Source organism: Allobosea sp. AK1, assembly GCF_006714945.1.
Taxonomy (GTDB): Bacteria; Pseudomonadota; Alphaproteobacteria; order Rhizobiales; family Beijerinckiaceae; genus Allobosea; species Allobosea robiniae.
On sequence record NZ_VFMG01000001.1, the window covers coordinates 815,377 to 828,432 of the forward strand.

General features: G+C 67.9%; 16 protein-coding genes. 9 read left to right on the plus strand and 7 right to left on the minus strand.

The features are described from left to right. The first annotated feature begins 335 nt into the window (after window positions 1-335). Window positions 336-752, plus strand: a complete 417-nt coding sequence (locus FHT98_RS04240; protein WP_142112643.1) for a DUF1801 domain-containing protein — start codon at window positions 336-338, stop codon at window positions 750-752. Between the two features lie 27 nt (window positions 753-779). On the opposite strand, the gene FHT98_RS04245 is transcribed toward FHT98_RS04240, so the two are convergent. Beyond that, window positions 780-1,418, minus strand: coding sequence for a VOC family protein (locus tag FHT98_RS04245; RefSeq protein ID WP_142112645.1), 639 nt, complete (start codon window positions 1,416-1,418; stop codon window positions 780-782). A gap of 137 nt (window positions 1,419-1,555) precedes the next feature. Next, window positions 1,556-3,208, minus strand: a complete 1,653-nt coding sequence (gene ettA, locus FHT98_RS04250; protein ID WP_091856419.1) for an energy-dependent translational throttle protein EttA — start codon at window positions 3,206-3,208, stop codon at window positions 1,556-1,558. 205 nt (window positions 3,209-3,413) lie between these two features. On the opposite strand from ettA, the gene FHT98_RS04255 reads away from it, so the two are divergent. Continuing rightward, the gene (locus FHT98_RS04255) at window positions 3,414-4,220 is read left to right on the plus strand and encodes an MBL fold metallo-hydrolase (RefSeq protein ID WP_142112647.1); all 807 of its coding nucleotides are present in this window, start codon (window positions 3,414-3,416) and stop codon (window positions 4,218-4,220) included. A 10-nt stretch (window positions 4,221-4,230) separates the two neighbouring features. Here FHT98_RS04255 and FHT98_RS04260 read toward each other — a convergent pair whose 3' ends face one another. Next, the gene (locus FHT98_RS04260; RefSeq protein ID WP_142112649.1) at window positions 4,231-4,971 is read right to left on the minus strand and encodes an SDR family NAD(P)-dependent oxidoreductase; all 741 of its coding nucleotides are present in this window, start codon (window positions 4,969-4,971) and stop codon (window positions 4,231-4,233) included. A 111-nt stretch (window positions 4,972-5,082) separates the two neighbouring features. On the opposite strand from FHT98_RS04260, the gene FHT98_RS04265 reads away from it, so the two are divergent. Both FHT98_RS04265 and FHT98_RS04270 read left to right on the plus strand, forming a co-directional pair. After that, a complete protein-coding gene (locus tag FHT98_RS04265) occupies window positions 5,083-5,700 on the plus strand; it encodes a TetR/AcrR family transcriptional regulator (RefSeq protein ID WP_142112651.1) in 618 nt (205 codons plus the stop codon). A 95-nt stretch (window positions 5,701-5,795) separates the two neighbouring features. Next, entirely contained in the window at window positions 5,796-6,119 is a 324-nt protein-coding gene (locus FHT98_RS04270) for a hypothetical protein (RefSeq protein WP_113586716.1), read from the plus strand. Window positions 6,120-6,129: 10 nt separating this feature from the next. On the opposite strand, the gene FHT98_RS04275 is transcribed toward FHT98_RS04270, so the two are convergent. Further along, a complete protein-coding gene (locus FHT98_RS04275; RefSeq protein ID WP_142112653.1) occupies window positions 6,130-7,137 on the minus strand; it encodes an aldo/keto reductase in 1,008 nt (335 codons plus the stop codon). Here FHT98_RS04275 and FHT98_RS26615 point away from each other — a divergent pair. The 4 genes from FHT98_RS26615 to FHT98_RS04290 are packed head-to-tail and all read left to right on the plus strand — an operon-like array spanning window position 7,136 to window position 10,406. After that, on the plus strand, window positions 7,136-7,261 hold the full coding sequence (locus tag FHT98_RS26615) for a hypothetical protein (protein WP_282568641.1): 126 nt from the start codon (window positions 7,136-7,138) through the stop codon (window positions 7,259-7,261). The two genes, FHT98_RS04275 and FHT98_RS26615, sit on opposite strands and share 2 nt — an antisense overlap. Window positions 7,262-7,291: 30 nt before the next feature. After that, on the plus strand, window positions 7,292-8,953 hold the full coding sequence (gene fliK, locus FHT98_RS04280) for a flagellar hook-length control protein FliK (RefSeq protein ID WP_142112655.1): 1,662 nt from the start codon (window positions 7,292-7,294) through the stop codon (window positions 8,951-8,953). Beyond that, on the plus strand, window positions 8,950-9,243 hold the full coding sequence (locus FHT98_RS04285; protein ID WP_113587609.1) for an EscU/YscU/HrcU family type III secretion system export apparatus switch protein: 294 nt from the start codon (window positions 8,950-8,952) through the stop codon (window positions 9,241-9,243). Before fliK ends, FHT98_RS04285 begins: the two co-directional genes overlap by 4 nt. Continuing rightward, window positions 9,240-10,406, plus strand: a complete 1,167-nt coding sequence (locus FHT98_RS04290; protein ID WP_142112657.1) for a GNAT family N-acetyltransferase — start codon at window positions 9,240-9,242, stop codon at window positions 10,404-10,406. The genes FHT98_RS04285 and FHT98_RS04290 overlap by 4 nt, the downstream gene beginning before the upstream one ends. On the opposite strand, the gene FHT98_RS04295 is transcribed toward FHT98_RS04290, so the two are convergent. After that, window positions 10,339-11,334, minus strand: a complete 996-nt coding sequence (locus FHT98_RS04295) for a hypothetical protein (RefSeq protein WP_142112659.1) — start codon at window positions 11,332-11,334, stop codon at window positions 10,339-10,341. The genes FHT98_RS04290 and FHT98_RS04295 overlap by 68 nt on opposite strands. 98 nt (window positions 11,335-11,432) lie before the next feature. Here FHT98_RS04295 and mog point away from each other — a divergent pair, with 98 nt between their 5' ends. Then, window positions 11,433-11,978 (plus strand): molybdopterin adenylyltransferase, encoded by a 546-nt coding sequence (mog, locus tag FHT98_RS04300; RefSeq protein WP_113587606.1) that lies wholly within the window; start codon window positions 11,433-11,435, stop codon window positions 11,976-11,978. Between the two features lie 4 nt (window positions 11,979-11,982). On the opposite strand, the gene FHT98_RS04305 is transcribed toward mog, so the two are convergent. Both FHT98_RS04305 and FHT98_RS04310 read right to left on the minus strand, forming a co-directional pair. Continuing rightward, window positions 11,983-12,552 carry a glutathione peroxidase gene (locus tag FHT98_RS04305; RefSeq protein WP_142112661.1) on the minus strand — a complete coding sequence of 190 codons (570 nt, stop codon included), beginning with the start codon at window positions 12,550-12,552 and terminating at the stop codon, window positions 11,983-11,985. 110 nt (window positions 12,553-12,662) lie between these two features. Continuing rightward, window positions 12,663-13,049, minus strand: coding sequence for a response regulator (locus tag FHT98_RS04310; protein WP_047578914.1), 387 nt, complete (start codon window positions 13,047-13,049; stop codon window positions 12,663-12,665). Window positions 13,050-13,056 lie beyond the last annotated feature (7 nt).

A 13,056-nucleotide genomic window follows, 5' to 3' on the forward strand; every position in this document is an offset into this window, starting at 1 on the left:
CACGATCAATAACTTGACCAGTTCCAGATCGGATTTATCAGATCCAAGGCGTAGAATAGCCTTGGGCGCGACTCTGCTCCTAGGAGCCGCTGGCTTAATCATAACTTAAGTCGTCAGAAGAGAGCCGCATACCGGGCCTGCTTGCCACTCGTAGCCCCGGTCGAAATACGCTGATTCCCAAGGGAAAAGCGCTGCCCGCCGGACTAATCGGGAGCCATGTCACAGCGTCGCAGTCGACGCCGGAGCGTTCCCCAGCGCCGCAAGCGGCGGTTGCAGACCGCCTGCCCGCCTCCCTACCATGGCCGCGCCGGGGCACGCCCGGCAGGAGCGACAGCATGAGCGAAGACGACAGGCCGCGCCTTCTATCGGGCGGCAACCCGCAGATCCCGAAGGGCGCCGGCGATGCTCCGGTTCAAGCCTATATCGCCGCCATGCCCGGCTGGAAGAGCGCGATCGGCCGGCGCATCGACGACCTGATCGTGAAAGCCGTGCCGGATGTGCAGAAGGCGGTGAAGTGGAACTCTCCGCTCTACGGCAGGGGCAACAGTGAATGGTTTCTCGGCATCCACTGCTTCACGCGCTATGTGAAGGTGTCTTTCTTCAAGGGCGCCTCACTGGATCCGGTCCCGCCCGGCCCGTCCAAGCAGAAGGAGGTGCGCTATCTCGACATCCACGAGAACGACGCCTTCGACGAAGCGCAGTTCTCGGACTGGGTCAGGCAGGCGAGCCGGATACCCGGCGAACGGATGTAGCCCGCCATCGTCGGCCGGACGCGACGGTCAGGACAATTCCTTCACCCCGCCGGGCGTGTCGATCTGTGCGCGATAGCGCAGCTCTGGCCCATGGCTGACGACGGGGCCCCGCTCCGTCCCAAGCTCCAGTAACAGCGCCGCGATTGCCTCGGCCTCCGGATGCTCCAGCGAGAACCCGCGCAATCGGGCGCCGAGATCGACGATCGACGCCATCGAACGCGCCTTGCCGCGCCGGTCGATGAGCGAAGGCACCGCCCCGCCCCAGGGCAACGAGCCGTCATCGGGAATGGCGAAATCGAAAGCCGGAGCGTCCATCGGCAGCCCGACCTTGCGGCCGAAGATCGCCTCCCTGCCCGCAAGGGCAGCGTCGATCCCGTCGGTTCGGGCGACCCAGCCGCGCAACCGGCGGCCGGCATCCCAATCCCGCTTGACCTGCTTCTCGTCGTCGAGCCCGAACCAGCGGGCCCGCCCGGGAGACGCACCGTCGGGATCGCGCGCGACGATCTCCAGATAGGTCATGTCACCGAGCTGAAGCAGATGGTTCCAGGTCCCCATATAGCCGTGCCGCTGGCCGAAGGGGACGTCGAGATCGAGGCAGTCACGAACATGCGCGACGCCCTCCGCCAGCGTCGGCGCGATCACGGTGAGATGGTCGAGGGTCAGCATGCCGTCAGTTGAAGCCGGGGCGCGGCGGCAGTCCAGCCCGGACGTAGCCGTGCCTTGCCCCATCTTGAAGCAAGACATGAAAAAAGCCCCGCGGACCTAGCGGCACCGCGCGGCCTTTTGATTCAGATATCAACGACTCAGCGCGAGAACTTCTTGTACTGGATGCGCTTCGGAATGGTTGAGTCGATGCCGAGGCGGCGCTTCTTGTCTTCCTCGTAATCGGCGAAGTTGCCCTCGAACCACTCGACATGGCTGTCGCCCTCGAAGGCGAGGATATGGGTCGCGATGCGGTCGAGGAACCAGCGATCGTGGCTGATGATAACGGCGCAGCCGGCGTAATCCTCAAGCGCCTCTTCGAGCGCGCGCAGCGTGTCGACGTCGAGGTCGTTGGTCGGCTCGTCGAGCAGTAGCAGGTTGGCGCCGGACTTCAGCATCTTGGCGAGGTGGACGCGATTGCGCTCACCGCCGGAGAGCGAGCCGACCTTCTTCTGCTGGTCGCCGCCCTTGAAGTTGAAGGCCGAGCAATAGGCGCGGGAATTGATCTCGCGCTTGCCGAGATAGAGGATGTCGTTGCCGCCCGAGATCTCCTCCCAGACGTTCTTCTTGTCGTCGAGCGAGTCGCGGCTCTGGTCGACATAGCCCAGCTGGACACTCTCGCCGACCTTGATCGTGCCGGCATCCGGCTTCTCGACCCCGGTGATCATCTTGAACAGCGTCGTCTTGCCGGCGCCGTTGGGGCCGATCACGCCGACGATGCCGCCGGGCGGCAGCTTGAACGAGAGCCCGTCGATCAGGAGCTTGTCCTGGAAGCCCTTCGACAGGTCCTCGAAATCGACGACGTTGTTGCCGAGCCGCTCGGCGATCGGGATGATGATCTGCGCGGTGTCCGGCCCCTTGTTGTTGGCCTTCTGGACGAGTTCGTCATAGCGCTGGATACGGGCCTTGCTCTTGGCCTGGCGGGCCTTGGGCGAAGCGGCCATCCATTCGGCTTCGCGCTCCAGCGTCTTCTGGCGCGAGACGTCCTCGCGGCCTTCCTGGGCGAGGCGCTTCTGCTTCTGCACCGACCAGGCCGAGTAGTTGCCCTCGTAAGGGATGCCCTGGCCGCGATCGAGCTCGAGAATCCAGCTGGTGACGTTGTCGAGGAAGTAGCGATCGTGGGTGACGATCAGGATCGCGCCCGGATAGGTCCGCAGATGGCCTTCGAGCCAGGCGGTGGTCTCGGCGTCGAGATGGTTGGTCGGCTCGTCGAGCAGCAGGAGCTCAGGCTGCTCCAGCAGGAGCTTGCACATCGCGACGCGGCGGCGCTCGCCGCCCGAGAGCTTGTCGACCTGCCAGTCATCCGGCGGGCAGCGTAGCGCGTCCATCGCCTGGTCGACCTTGGAATCGAGATCCCACAGCCCCTTGGCCTCGATCTCGTCCTGGAGATTGGTCATCTCGTCGGCGGTCTCGTCCGAATAGTTCATGGCGAGCTCGTTGTAGCGGTCGAGGATCGCCTTTTGGGGAGCGACGCCGAGCATCACGTTCTCGCGGACGGTCAGCGTCTCGTCGAGTTTCGGCTCCTGCGGCAGGTAGCCGACGCGCGCGCCTTCGGCGACCCAGGCCTCGCCGGTCCACTCCTTGTCGAACCCGGCCATGATCTTGAGCAGGGTCGACTTGCCGGCGCCGTTGACGCCGAGCACGCCGATCTTGGCATCCGGGTAGAAGGACAGGTGGATGTCCTTCAACACCTGCTTGCCGCCCGGATAGGTCTTGGACAGGCCGCGCATATGATAGATGAACTGGCGGGACATGAGGCGAGCGGGCTCCGCTTTCGGGGGCTGCGACACGGGATGTCGGGAAATCTGGCCGCTATGTAGCGACCGGGCGCGCCGCCCGCAACCGCCTGCCGGTGGAGCAGGTGCCTTTCACAAAACCGGTAGAGCGATCCAGGCGCCCTTCCCCCGGCCCGGATTTTGCCGGAAGCTCCCATGGCCTGAACGATGCCGGAGCCCGCCGATGAGCCTGCCCGCCGTCCTGTTGCGTATTCTAGTGAGTCTGACCCTGGCCCTGCTGGCCACGCTGCCCGCCCGCGCCCAGTCGAACGAACCCGGCTGCCGGCCGGAAATGGCGAGCCTGCGCCTGCCGATCCAGCGGGTGCAACTCGCGAAGGACGAGGCGAGGCTCACCTTCGTCGGCCACGCCACCTTCCTGATCGAGACGCCGGGCGGCGTGAAGATCGCAACCGATTACAACGACTATGTCCGCCCGCCGGTGACGCCCGACATCGCCACGATGAACAAGGCGCATTCGACGCATAACTCGCGCAGCCCCGATCCCGCGATCAAGCATGTCCTGCCCGGCTGGGACCTATCCGGCCAGGGCGCGGCGCGGCACGATCTCACGCTCGGCGATGTCCGGGTCCGCAACGTGCCGACCAATATCCGAGCCTATGAGGGCGGTACCGATTACGACGGCAACTCGATCTTCGTCTTCGAGATCGGCGAGCTCTGCATCGCCCATCTCGGCCATCTGCATCACCCGCTGGAGCCCGGCCATCTGCGGGCGCTCGGCCGGGTCGACATCGTGCTCTTCCCGGTCGACGGCAGCTATACGCTCGACCAGTCCGGCATGCTGGATGTCCTGAAATCGATCCAGGCGCGGGTGATGATCCCGATGCATTTCTTCGGTGGCGGCACGCTCTCACGCTTCCTCGCCCGCACGCAGGATATCTGGCCGGTCGAGCGCCGCGACCAGGCGACGATCACGTTGAGCAAGGCGACGCTGCCGGCCAGGCCCACCATGATCGTCCTGCCCGGGCATTAGGCCAGCGGCGTCAGGTGTTCACGCCGCCATCGATGGCAAAGCCGGCGCCAGTGATGAAACGCGCCTCCTCGCTCGCGAGATAAGCGACCAGCCCGGCGATATCCTCCGGCTGGCCATAGCGCGGGATCGCCATGCGCGCCCGCTGGGCGTCGGCACCGGGGCCGCCAGCCGGATTCATGTCGGTATCGGTCGAGCCGGGATGGACGATGTTGACGGTGATGCCGCGCGGACCGAGATCGCGCGCCAGCCCCTTGGTGAAGCCGATCAGCGCAGCCTTGCTCATCGCGTAGAGCGTGACATCCGGCTCGACGACCCGGTCGGCGAGGCACGAACCGGTCGAGATGATGCGCCCGCCCTCGCCGAGATGCGCCGCAGCCGCCTGCGAGGCCAGCACCACGGCGCGGACATTGACGGCGAGCGTCGCGTCGATATCGGCGAGGCTCCAGTCAGCGACCGGACCACCGCGATAGATTCCGGCATTGTTGACAAGGATATCGAGACCGCCGAGCGCCTTCGCTGCCGCATCGACAGCGCTCGTAACCGCCGCAGGATCGGCGCTGTCGGCGGCGATGGCGAATCCCTTGCGACCGAGCGCCTCGATCTCCTTCACGACCGCAGCTGCCTTGTCGGCGGAGCGTTCATAGGTCAGCGCGACATCGGCGCCCTCAGTGGCGAGCCTGCGGGCGATGGCGGCGCCGATTCCGCGGCTGCCGCCGGTGACGAGAGCGCGCTTTCCGGCAAGGCGTGACATGGCAAACTCCATTTATGTGATTATCGATACATAATAACTGGCGCGCTTGCCTGCGAGCGTCAAGTTAAATATATAATGATCGTAACAGAATATTTTTGAGAGAGGCGGGCCATGGCCGAACGCGGCCGTCCACGCAGTTTCGACCGGCTGGCGGCGCTGGAGCGCGCCATGGAGGTGTTCTGGGAGCGCGGCTACCAGGCCGCCTCGATGAGCGACCTCACCGAAGCAATGGGCATCAATTCGCCCAGCCTCTACGCCGCCTTCGGCAGCAAGGAGGAACTTTACCGCGAAGCCATCCACCATTTCGCCGCGACCGAGAGCGACGACATCCTCGCGCCGCTACAGAACGAACCGACGGCACGCGCGGCGCTTGAAGGCTATCTGATGGCCAGCGCCCGGACCTTCACCCGGCCCGGCCGGCCGCCGGGCTGCATGGTCGTGCTCTCGGCGGTCAACGCCATCGGCGTCGGCGACGAGACCAGCCGCATCCTGCGCGAGATGCGCGCCGGCAGCGTCGGCATGATCGAGGAACGGCTGCGGCGGGCGAGCGCCGAGGGTGAATTGCCGGCCGCGTTCGATCCGCATCCGGTCGCGAGCTACTACGTCACCGTCCAGCAGGGCATGTCGATCCAGGCGCGCGACGGCGCATCGCGAACAATGCTGGAGACGATCGCCCAGGGCGCGATGGCGGCCTGGGACCGCCTCACACGGCCACGCGCAGCCGCCTGAGCGCCGGTGTTAACGCCTCGCTGAGGCTGATTTCAGGCTTTCCTTGCCGTTGCGGCAGATCGCGGCATCCTCTCGGCAACCGGGAGACCGTTCTCATGCGCCGCATCGCCGCCCTTGCCTGCCTGCTCGCGACCGCCACCTTGCTGCCCGTTCAGGCCGAGGCCGCCAAGTTCCGCGCCGGCGGGCGCAGTTCGGCCGCGCCAGCCAAGACCAGTCGCAGCGTCGTCGTCGTGCCCGGCATCGCCGCCGGCGCGAGCCGCTCACAGGCCGCGACTGGCCAGCCCCAGCGCGTCCCCTTCCCGCCGGCAACCGCCCAGCGCGAGGAATCCGTGCCACTGCGCCTCACCGCGAACAGCGAGGCCAAGAAGCCGTGGTGCCAGACGGATGTCGTGGTCAACGGCTTCTGCATGATGAACTGAGGGATCGATCTCAGGCGCGGCTGACGCGCCCTTCCAGCGGATAGGCCGGGTCGCTGTAGCCCGGCGTCGAGGGGTGACCGGCCGGCACCAGCCGGTCGACCAGCGCCTCGTCCTCCGCGTCGAAGCCGGCATCGAGCGCCGCGAGATAGGCTTCCCACTGCTCGAAAGTGCGCGGGCCGGCGATCGCGGCCGTGACGAAGGCGTTGTTGAGCACCCAGCGCACCGCGAACTGGATCGGCGTCAGCCCCTTGCCTGCCGCATGGTCCTTGATCGTCTGGGCGATGATCAGGCTTTCCTCGCGCCACTCCGCCTGCATCATCCGGCGGTCGCCGCGCCCGGCGCGCGTGCCCTCCGCTGGCGCCTGCCCCGGCGCGTATTTCGCGGTCAGAACGCCGCGCGCCAGCGGCGAGTAAGAGGCGACGCCAAGCCCGAAATAGCCACAGGCCGGCAGGTGCTCGACCTCCGGCATGCGGTTCATCGCGTTGTAGTAGGGCTGGCTGACGACGGGGCGGTCGATGCCGAGCTCGTCGCAAAGCCGGCAGATCTCGGCCAATCGCCAGGCGCGATAGTTCGAGACGCCGAAATGCCGGATCTTACCCTGGCGCACGAGATCGGCGATCGCATGCACCGTCTCCTCCAGCGGCGTCGTGTGATCCTCCTTGTGGAGGTAGTAGATATCGATGGTCCCGGTGCCGAGCCGGCGCAGGCTGTCCTCGCAGGCGCGCATGATCCAGCGCCGCGACAGCCCGCCATTCATCGGCCCCTTGCCCATGGGGTTCGCGACCTTCGTCGCCAGCACCCAGTCATGACGATGGTTGGCGATGGCGCGGCCGGTGACCTCTTCGGACTGGCCCTCGTTATAGACATCGGCCGTATCGATGAAATTGATGCCGGCTTCGTGCGCGCTGTCGATGATCCGGCGCGAGGTCGCCTCGTCGGCCGGGCCGCCGAACATCATGGTGCCCAGGCAGAGCGGCGAAACCTTGAGGCCGGAACGGCCGAGACGGCGGTAATCCATGGCTGAAATCCTCGAACGCGATGGCCAACCCTGCCGCAGCGGCGCGCCCGAGGCCAGCGCCCGGCGCGCAGGCACGCCCTGCATGGCGCGGCCGGTCGGCAAGGAAACGCTTAATCTTTCATGACAGGGTACTGCGTCCTCACGTGGTCGCCCGATGAATCTCGCCCAGCTCGTCAAGAGCCAGACCCTCGCCACCCTGCTGCAGGCGCTCGACGCAGGCGGAGAGCTCACGGCTGGCCGGACGGTGCAAGCCAGGCTCGCCTCGCTGGAGCCGGATGGCACCGCGACCGCCATGATCGGCGAAACCAGGGTCGCGCTCATCCTCGCCGGTCCGCAGGCGAGGCAGGCGGCTCTGCAGCCAGGCGCCACCCTGCTGTTGCGCCTCGATCCGCCCGAACAGCAAGGCGGCGATCTGCGCGCTACCTTGGTCGAAGTGCGCCCGCCCAATGCGCCAGCGCCCGGGCAAGCCCAGTCGCAACCAGCTCCAGCGCCCACGCCTGCGCAGCCGGATGCAGCCCCGGCATCACCGGTTTCGGTCCGCCCGCAGATGGCGCCTGTGCCTTCTCCTGTTCCACAAGCTGCCACACCGGCTGCGCCGGCTGCCGCACAGGCCGCGCACCCGCCTTCCCCGGTGGCGATGCAGCAGGCCTTCCTGCAGCAGGCCCTGCAGACGCTCGGCCCTCCTGCGGCCCAGGTCCCCGTACCAGCACCGGCCGCTGCGGCGCACGCACCAGCGACGCTCACCGGTCAGGCTCCTGCCAGCACGTCCCCGGCAACCTCGACAGCGACCGCAGCCGCTTTCCCCGCCATACCGACAGCGGTGATCGCCCGCGCGATCGCCGGACCGCTGCTCGGCCCCGTCCTGCAGCGGCAGGCTGGGCTCGCCCCGCTCTTCGCCAATCTGCGTGCGCTGGCGCAGGGAACGATTTCGCTGGCCCTGCCGAAAACGCTGCTGCCCGCGATCCAGCAGGTGCTCGCCCAGGCCGTTCCGGCCGAGCGGCAGGCGCCGACGGCGGCAAGGCTCAAGCAGGCCTTCCAGGCCTCCGGGCTCTTCCTCGACACGCGGCAGGCCGCGGGCCTGCCGCAGCCCCGGCAGGGCGACCTCAAGGCCGGGCTGCAGGCGCTGCGCGAGACCTTGCTGCCGATCATCGACGCCCTGTCGCCGGACCCGAAGGCGGGCCGACATGAGCACGACAATGGCCAGGCGGTGGATCGGCCGGCGGAGCTCGCTTCCACCGACCAGCCCGCCCGCCTCGCCCCGCCGCGCCGGGACGGCCCGCTCGCGCTGCAACCCGCCGTCGAGCCGACGCTCCACCCGGCCGAGAAGCCGCTCGCCATCGCCGAGACGCTGCTCGACCAGACCGAAGCCGCGCTCGACCGGATCAAGCTCGCGCAATACGCCTCGCTGCCGCTCGAGCCCACCCGGCAGGACGGCACGCAAGCAGCGCAGCGCTGGCTCGCCGAGATCCCGATCGCCTTCCATCAGGGCACCGCGATCCTGCCGCTCCAGGTCGAGCGGGACGCCCCGCGCCGCGACGCGCAAGGGGTGAGCCCGCCGCTCTGGCGCATCCGTTTCGCGCTCGATGTCGAGCCGATGGGGCCGCTGCAAGGCGTCGTCACCTTGCAGGGCCGCGATGTCGGCGTCTCGATCTGGGCCGAGCGCGAGGAGACCAGCCAGCTCCTGCGCGGCGCCGCGCCCGGCCTCGAAGGCGCGCTGCTCGATGCCGATTTCGCCAGCGGTGTCATCGACATCCACACCGGCCAGCCCCGTGTGGTGCAGCCGACCGCCGGCCAGTTCCTGGACCGCCTGTCATGAGCACGCCGCGACCGCCCCGCATCGCCGTCGCGCTGGAATATGACGGACATGGCGCGCCGCGCGTCACCGCCAAGGGCCGTGGCGAACTGGCCGAGCGCATCGTCGAGACAGCCAGGGAGCACGATGTCGAGGTCGAGCAGAACGCGATCCTTGCGCAGGCGCTCTCGGCGGTCGAACTCGACGACCAGATTCCCGAGGAACTCTACCGCGCCACGGCGCAGGTGATCGCCTTCGTCCTCGCCCTGCGCGGCGAATGGCGCCTGCCGAACCGGAACGGCCATCGGTCTTGAGCACGGGAATCGTCGTCAGGCGCCTCGGCCCCGCCGCTTACGCGGAGCTGGGGCCGGTTTTCGCGGAACTCGCCCGCCACGCGCTCGAGCCCAATCCGCATATGGCACCGGCTGCGGTCTCGGCCGCGACGACGCTGGTGCCGGAGGACGAGATCGTCGTGCTCTGCGCCTGGCTCAGCGAAGCGCTCGACTTCGAACAGCTCGTCGGAATCTGGGCCTTCCGGCGCGTGAAAGGCTGGCGCAGCGGCTTCACCCCGGCTCTCGCCGCGCCGCTCGTGCCGCTCTACGAAGTGTCTTCGCTGCCGGTGCTCGACCGCGACCACGCGGCGGAAGCGGCCCGCGCCCTGATGCGCTATCTGCGCGCCTCGCGCGACCTGCCGCACCGTTTGCTGCTGCCCCTGCTGCCGCTCGACGGCCCCTGTCATGCCGCCCTCGCCGAAGCCTGCCGCCAGACCGGCAGCGCGATCTCGACCTATGAGCGCTGGGTCCGGCCGGTGATGATCCCGCGCCCGGAGGACAGCTTCGAGAGCTATCTGCGCCGCGCGCTCGGCTCCGCCTACAAGAAGCGGATGCAGCAGTTCCGGGCCGTGGCGAAGCAGGGCGCCCTCACCTTCCGGCGTAACCGGGGCCGCGGCGCGCTGGAGGCGCTCGACGCCTTCCTCACGCTCGAAGCCTCCGGCTGGAAGGGTGAAGCCGGCACAGCCATCGCCTGCCTGCCGGCGGACGCCGCCTATATCCGCCGCCTGGCCGAGCTTTGCGCCAACGACGACACGCTGCTGATCGACACCCTGCTGCATGACGGCCGGGCCATCGCCATGGGCCTGCTGGTCGAGAGCGGCAACCGCCGGCATTTCCTCAAGATCGCCTATGACGAGACGCAAAGCCGCCATTCACCCGGCCGGACCCTGACGATCGCCATGCTGCAGGCCGATTTCAACGGGACACCGCCGGCCTTCTTCGACAGCGGCGCCGGCGAAGGTGTCGATGCCGGCACCTATGTCTGGGGCGAGCGCCGCGAGATGGCCAATGCCATCATCCGCGTCGGCCCCGGCCGCCCTGGCGCAGCGCAGGCCGCGGCCCTCAGCCGGATGTGGCTCAGGCGCCTGCGGGAAGCCGTCCGAGCCCGATCCGCCCGAGCAGCCAGCGGCCGACCTCCGGCTTGAAATGCAGGGTGTCGAGCCAGTAGCGCGACGATGCCTTGGCGGGATCGAAATCCTCGAACGGATGGCCTGAGACAAGATCATGGAACGGCAGGCCGCGCGCCGCCGCCAACGCGGCGACGTCCCGCCGCCAGGCCGCCAGTTCGGCGCCGCGCCCGCCATCCATGACCAGCTGCCGCTGGGCCGCGCTCATCGGCGACAGGACGATCGTGACCTTCCGCGTCCGAAGCAGATCGAGCGCGCGTTCGAGATGGGCCAGATCGCCCGGCCGGTAGACCATCGCCGCGATGTTCTGTTCGCGAGTGATCCTGCCCACCAGCTCCGCATCGAAATCCGGCGTCGCCTTGTAGCCGTCGCCATGCCAGAGGCCGGGCTCGGTCCTTCGGGACTGCCGCCCGCGCAGGTTGTCGATCGCCTTCGGATTCAGCACGATCGAAACGAGGGCCTCCCGGCGGCCCGATGCCGTCGCGAGCTTCCGGTCGATCGGCGGTGGCGGCGGCCAGGCGGTGAACATGAAATAGTCGAGCTCGATCACGACCTGCCTGACGCTGCCGACATCGACGGCCAAAGCCGCGAGCGTCGGCAATTCGCGCGCCATCAGGGCGGAGACGCCGGCATTGTAGACTTGCCCCCCGACGCCGGAGGCATTGCGCGGATCGAGGCCGCGATAGACCACCGACGAGCCGATCAGCAGCGTCTGCGGCTTCAGCCTCGCAATCTGGAGCGGCTTGATCAGGCGCATCTCGACATCGAGCAGGCGGCTCGCACCGGCGCCATCACGGGTCCAGGGCGGGCTGTCGCGGAACACCCAATAGGGGTCGCGCCAAAGGGTCAGCGCGGCCAAAAGCCCAACGACAAGCATCACCGTCGCTGCGAAGCTGGCGGCGAAGCCGTTACCGGTGGGAGATGGGGCCGAGGCGGCAGAGCGCATGGCGCTGCGCTACCAGATCGCTCCGGAGCTGGCGAGAGGCCCGCTTGACCATTCATCCACGCCACCGATAGAGCAGGCCCGCCCGCAGGAGAGAGCCGATGACCGCGACAGCCCGGATTGGAATCGTCACGGTCTCCGACCGCGCCTCGGCCGGCATCTACGCCGATGAGGGCGGGCCGGCGATCCAGGCCTATTTCGCGAAGGTCCTGACCTCGCCCTGGGAAGCGGTGGCCCGCGTCATCCCCGACGACCGCGCGGTGATCGCCGAAACGCTGCGTGATCTCGCCGACCGCGAAGGCTGCTGCCTGATCGTCACCACCGGCGGCACCGGCCCCGCCCCGCGCGACGTCACACCGGAGGCGACCGAAGACGTCGTCGAGAAGCCGATGCCGGGCTTCGGCGAACTGATGCGCCAGGTCAGCCTCGCCAAGGTTCCGACCGCGATCCTCTCGCGCCAGACGGCCGGCATCCGGGGCAAGTCCCTGATCGTCAACCTGCCCGGTCGCCCCCGCGCCATCGCCGAATGCCTGGACGCGGTGATGCCGGCGATCCCCTATTGCATCGACCTGATCGAAGGGCCCTGGCTCGAAACCGATCCGGCTGTCATTGCGGCGTTCCGGCCGGGCGCAAAGCCAAAAGCCTGAACGACTACCCCGCCGCCAGTTCCCGCCCGATCGCCTGCACGAGCTGCGGCGAGAGCGGATCGGTCGCGGCCGGGAAACCGCCGAGCAGCGCGCCGTCGCGGCCGACCAGGTATTTGTGGAAGTTCCAGCGCGGCGTGTCGGCCGGCTTCTCCGACGCGGCCCAGCGATAGAACGGGTGCGCCTCCGGCCCGCGCACCACGCTCTTCTCGACGAAGGTGTAGGTCGCGCCATGGCTTTGCCGGGCGGCCTCGGCGATGGCCGCGCCGTCAAGCGGCTCCTGCCCGCCGAAATCATTGCTCGGCACCGCGACGAGCATCAGCCCGCGCGTCTGGTAGCGCTGCCAGAGCTGCTCCAGCGTCGCCATCTGCCCGGCATAGCCGCAGCGCGTCGCCGTGTTGACGACGAGGATCGGCCGGCCGCGATAATCGGCCAGCGGCAGGCGCCCGCCCCCCGGTTTGTCGAAGCCGAAGGCATGGGCGCCGGTGAGAGCCTGCGCCGCAGCCTCGCGGGACACGAGGCCAGCAGAAGCCGCTCCGGCTATCCCGGCGACGATCTGGCGGCGTGACGGCAGCATGGCTTCTCTCCGATCAGACAACCGAACCAGCGCATCATGCCCGAAAGCAGAAAGCCCCGCAGCCAACGGCTACGGGGCTTCGCTTCACGATGGCGAGACCGGAGAAAGCCTCAGCAGGCGAGGACCTTCTTCACCCGCACTTCGAGATCGCGCAATTCATAGGGCTTCACGACGTAATGGTCGGCGCCGTTGCTGGTCGCCTCGTCCATCTTGTCGACCGAGCGTTCCGAGGTCGCCATGATGATCTTGATCTGGTTCAGCTCCGGCACCGAGCGGATCGCGCGCAACAGGTCGATGCCGCTCATGCCGTCCATGTTCCAGTCGAGCAGCAGCAGGTCGTAGCGCTTGGTCTGCATCTTCATCAGGGCTTCGCGGGCGTTCTCCGCCTCGTCGATATCCTGGAACTCGATCTGCTTGAGGAAATAGGTCGCCAGGCCGCGCATGCTCTTCTGGTCGTCGACCACCAGGATGCGGTATTCGCTTCTGGCCTTTGACATCACAATC

Excerpts from the sequence above, each read along its gene's own strand:
- FHT98_RS04240 (WP_142112643.1), top strand. The coding sequence starts at position 336 with ATGAGCGAAGACGACAGGCCGCGCCTTCTATCGGGCGGCAACCCGCAG.
- FHT98_RS04245 (WP_142112645.1), bottom strand. The coding sequence starts at position 1,418 with ATGCTGACCCTCGACCATCTCACCGTGATCGCGCCGACGCTGGCGGAG.
- ettA (WP_091856419.1), bottom strand. The coding sequence starts at position 3,208 with ATGTCCCGCCAGTTCATCTATCATATGCGCGGCCTGTCCAAGACCTAT.
- FHT98_RS04255 (WP_142112647.1), top strand. The coding sequence starts at position 3,414 with ATGAGCCTGCCCGCCGTCCTGTTGCGTATTCTAGTGAGTCTGACCCTG.
- FHT98_RS04260 (WP_142112649.1), bottom strand. The coding sequence starts at position 4,971 with ATGTCACGCCTTGCCGGAAAGCGCGCTCTCGTCACCGGCGGCAGCCGC.
- FHT98_RS04265 (WP_142112651.1), top strand. The coding sequence starts at position 5,083 with ATGGCCGAACGCGGCCGTCCACGCAGTTTCGACCGGCTGGCGGCGCTG.
- FHT98_RS04270 (WP_113586716.1), top strand. The coding sequence starts at position 5,796 with ATGCGCCGCATCGCCGCCCTTGCCTGCCTGCTCGCGACCGCCACCTTG.
- FHT98_RS26615 (WP_282568641.1), top strand. The coding sequence starts at position 7,136 with ATGGCTGAAATCCTCGAACGCGATGGCCAACCCTGCCGCAGCGGCGCG.
- FHT98_RS04275 (WP_142112653.1), bottom strand. The coding sequence starts at position 7,137 with ATGGATTACCGCCGTCTCGGCCGTTCCGGCCTCAAGGTTTCGCCGCTC.
- fliK (WP_142112655.1), top strand. The coding sequence starts at position 7,292 with ATGAATCTCGCCCAGCTCGTCAAGAGCCAGACCCTCGCCACCCTGCTG.
- FHT98_RS04285 (WP_113587609.1), top strand. The coding sequence starts at position 8,950 with ATGAGCACGCCGCGACCGCCCCGCATCGCCGTCGCGCTGGAATATGAC.
- FHT98_RS04295 (WP_142112659.1), bottom strand. The coding sequence starts at position 11,334 with ATGCGCTCTGCCGCCTCGGCCCCATCTCCCACCGGTAACGGCTTCGCC.
- mog (WP_113587606.1), top strand. The coding sequence starts at position 11,433 with ATGACCGCGACAGCCCGGATTGGAATCGTCACGGTCTCCGACCGCGCC.
- FHT98_RS04305 (WP_142112661.1), bottom strand. The coding sequence starts at position 12,552 with ATGCTGCCGTCACGCCGCCAGATCGTCGCCGGGATAGCCGGAGCGGCT.
- FHT98_RS04310 (WP_047578914.1), bottom strand. The coding sequence starts at position 13,049 with ATGTCAAAGGCCAGAAGCGAATACCGCATCCTGGTGGTCGACGACCAG.